The sequence below is a fragment of the Marivita sp. S0852 genome (assembly GCF_046591575.1).
GTDB lineage: Bacteria > Pseudomonadota > Alphaproteobacteria > Rhodobacterales > Rhodobacteraceae > Marivita.
In genome coordinates, this window is sequence record NZ_JBIQWA010000030.1 from 1 (window position 1) to 2,404 (window position 2,404).

Sequence of the window (2,404 nt, forward strand, 5' to 3'; positions counted from 1 at the left end):
GTAACCGGTGTTTCCGCCGCACACTTACGGCATAGCGCGTGATCTGCGATTCAGAGCTTTCTTTGGTTTGAAGGGAGTTTCTCGATGGGAGCTACAAGCGAGTTTCTGGCAAGGTTGCCGCGCCGGGCGGATGGTAAGCGGAATTGGCCTTCTGAATTGAAGGCGCAGGTCGTGGCGGAGACGTTGATTGAGGGCGAGACGGTCAACGCTGTTGCGAAGCGGTATGAGCTGATCCCCAGCACGGTGTCTGATTGGCGTCGGATGGCGCGGCAGGGCAAGCTGGTTTTGCCAAATTTGGACGGCATGAACTTTGTGCCGGTTGAGATCGAGGCGGCTGGACCTGTAGCCCAGCCTTTGCCCGCCATGTCCTCGAACACGATTGATGTGATCAGAGGCGACGTCACCGTTCGTGTTGATGCGGCGACGCCAGCCGGGCGGATCGCGGAGATCGCACGGGCCATGGCCACGTGATCACGCCATCCCACAATGTCCGGATTTTTGTGGCCAGCGATCCGGTGGACTTCCGCAAAGGCCATGACGGGCTGGCGTCTCTGGTTCAAAGCCACCTGCGCCAGAAGCCCTTTGATGGGTCGGTCTATGTCTTCCGAGCCAAGCGGGCGGATCGGCTGAAGCTGATCTACTGGGACGGCAGCGGGCTGGTGATGGCCTATAAGCGGCTGGAAGATAACAGCTTCAAATGGCCTGCGATCAAGAACGGGGTGATGCGTCTGGAACCAGCCCAGTTTGAGGCGTTGTTTGCAGGTTTGGATTGGCGGCGCGTGCAGCCTTTGGAAGTAGCAGCACCTTCTGCGGCGGAGTGACTCACGGGGCCGTTTGCGCAGGCCATTATGCGCTTGTTTTGCTATGCAAACAGACATGGCCGCCCCTGATGAATTGCCCAATGATATCGACGCGTTGAAGGCGATTATCCGTGCGCAGCAGGATCAGAATGCGCGTCTCGAGGCCCTGGTCGCCTCCTTTAAGAAGGCGCTCTTCGGGAGCAAATCCGAGAAGATCGATCCGGCCCAATACGAGTTGGAATTGGAGGATATCGAGACTGCTATCGCGCAGGTGGAAGCCGAGATTGATGCTGATCAGCGCACCGCGCCCGTGCGACCGCCAAAGTCGCGCCAGACCAACCGGGGATCATTGCCCAAGCATCTGGAGCGGATGGAAGTGGTCATTGAGCCCGAGCTGTCCTGCACCTGCGGGGCCGAGCGTCACGTCATTGGCGAAGATGTCAGTGAACGGCTGGATATCGTCCCCGCCCAGTTCCGCGTGATCGTCACCCGTCGCCCCAAATATGCCTGCCGGTCATGCAAGAGCGGGATCACCCAAGCCCCGGCACCCGCCCACATCATTGCGGGTGGCATGCCGACCGAGGCCACGCTGGCCCATGTGCTCGTCTCAAAATTTGCGGATCACCTGCCGCTCTATCGACAAGCCCAGATTTACAGCCGCCAGGGGATCGATCTGGATCGCTCGACCCTGGCCGCGTGGGTCGGCAAGTCAGCGTTTGAATTGACCCCGGTCTATGAGGCGCTGATGGCCGATCTGAAGCGCTCCACCAAGCTCTTCATGGACGAAACACCTGCGCCGGTTCTGGCGCCCGGGCGCAAACGCACAAAGACCGGATACTTCTGGGCTCTGGCCCGCGATGACCGCCCATGGGATGGAGACGATCCGCCTGGTGTGGCCTTTACCTATGCGCCGGGACGCTCCGGCCAGCATGCGGACACTATTTTGAAGGGCTTCAGCGGCACCCTGCAGGTGGATGGATACGCAGGCTATAACCGCTTGCTCAAACGTCCGACGCAAGATGTGACACTGGCATATTGCTGGGCTCACGCCCGCCGCAAACTGCATGAGGTTACTCAGTCCAGCACGGCCCCGATTGCGCAGGAAGGTCTGGCCCAAATCCAGACGCTCTACCGCATCGAAAAAGACCTGCGCGGCCTGCCTGCAGACGAGCGCCATGACGCTCGACAGGATCGCTCAAAACCCCTCATCGACGCCTTCGAACTCTGGCTCGCCCAGAACCGCGCCCGTGTCTCGGCAAAATCGCCAACCGGAGAAGCCCTGAAATACATCGCCAAATACTGGGACGGGCTGATCCTGTTCCTCGACGACGGCCGCATCGAACTCGATACCAACGCCGTCGAGCGCACCATCCGTCCCATCGCCCTGAACCGAAAGAATGCGCTCTTCGCGGGTCACGATGCCGGCGCGCAAAACTGGGCCATCATCGCATCCCTGATCGAGACCTGTAAACTCAACGGGATCGAGCCCCATGGCTATCTGTCCACTGTCCTGACAGCCATCGCTGGCGGACACAAACAAAACGACATCAACAAGTTGCTTCCCTGGAACTATCCCAAGCCCGTGTGACCGGCGCACCGCTTAC

The 2,404-nt window shown here is 59.9% G+C and carries 3 protein-coding genes; all 3 read left to right on the forward strand.

Translation table 11 applies throughout. The features are described from left to right. The first annotated feature begins 84 nt into the window (after positions 1-84). The 3 genes from ACG74X_RS21245 to tnpC are packed head-to-tail and all read left to right on the forward strand — an operon-like array spanning position 85 to position 2,388. The gene (locus ACG74X_RS21245) at positions 85-471 is read left to right on the forward strand and encodes a transposase (RefSeq protein WP_411237314.1); all 387 of its coding nucleotides are present in this window, start codon (positions 85-87) and stop codon (positions 469-471) included. Next, positions 468-821, forward strand: a complete 354-nt coding sequence (gene tnpB, locus ACG74X_RS21250) for an IS66 family insertion sequence element accessory protein TnpB (RefSeq protein ID WP_411237315.1) — start codon at positions 468-470, stop codon at positions 819-821. Before ACG74X_RS21245 ends, tnpB begins: the two co-directional genes overlap by 4 nt. A gap of 55 nt (positions 822-876) precedes the next feature. After that, positions 877-2,388 carry an IS66 family transposase gene (tnpC, locus tag ACG74X_RS21255; protein ID WP_411237316.1) on the forward strand — a complete coding sequence of 504 codons (1,512 nt, stop codon included), beginning with the start codon at positions 877-879 and terminating at the stop codon, positions 2,386-2,388. Positions 2,389-2,404: the final 16 nt, after the last annotated feature.

Coding starts and splice junctions, on each gene's coding strand:
- ACG74X_RS21245 (WP_411237314.1), top strand. CDS start 85: ATGGGAGCTACAAGCGAGTTTCTGGCAAGGTTGCCGCGCCGGGCGGAT.
- tnpC (WP_411237316.1), top strand. CDS start 877: ATGGCCGCCCCTGATGAATTGCCCAATGATATCGACGCGTTGAAGGCG.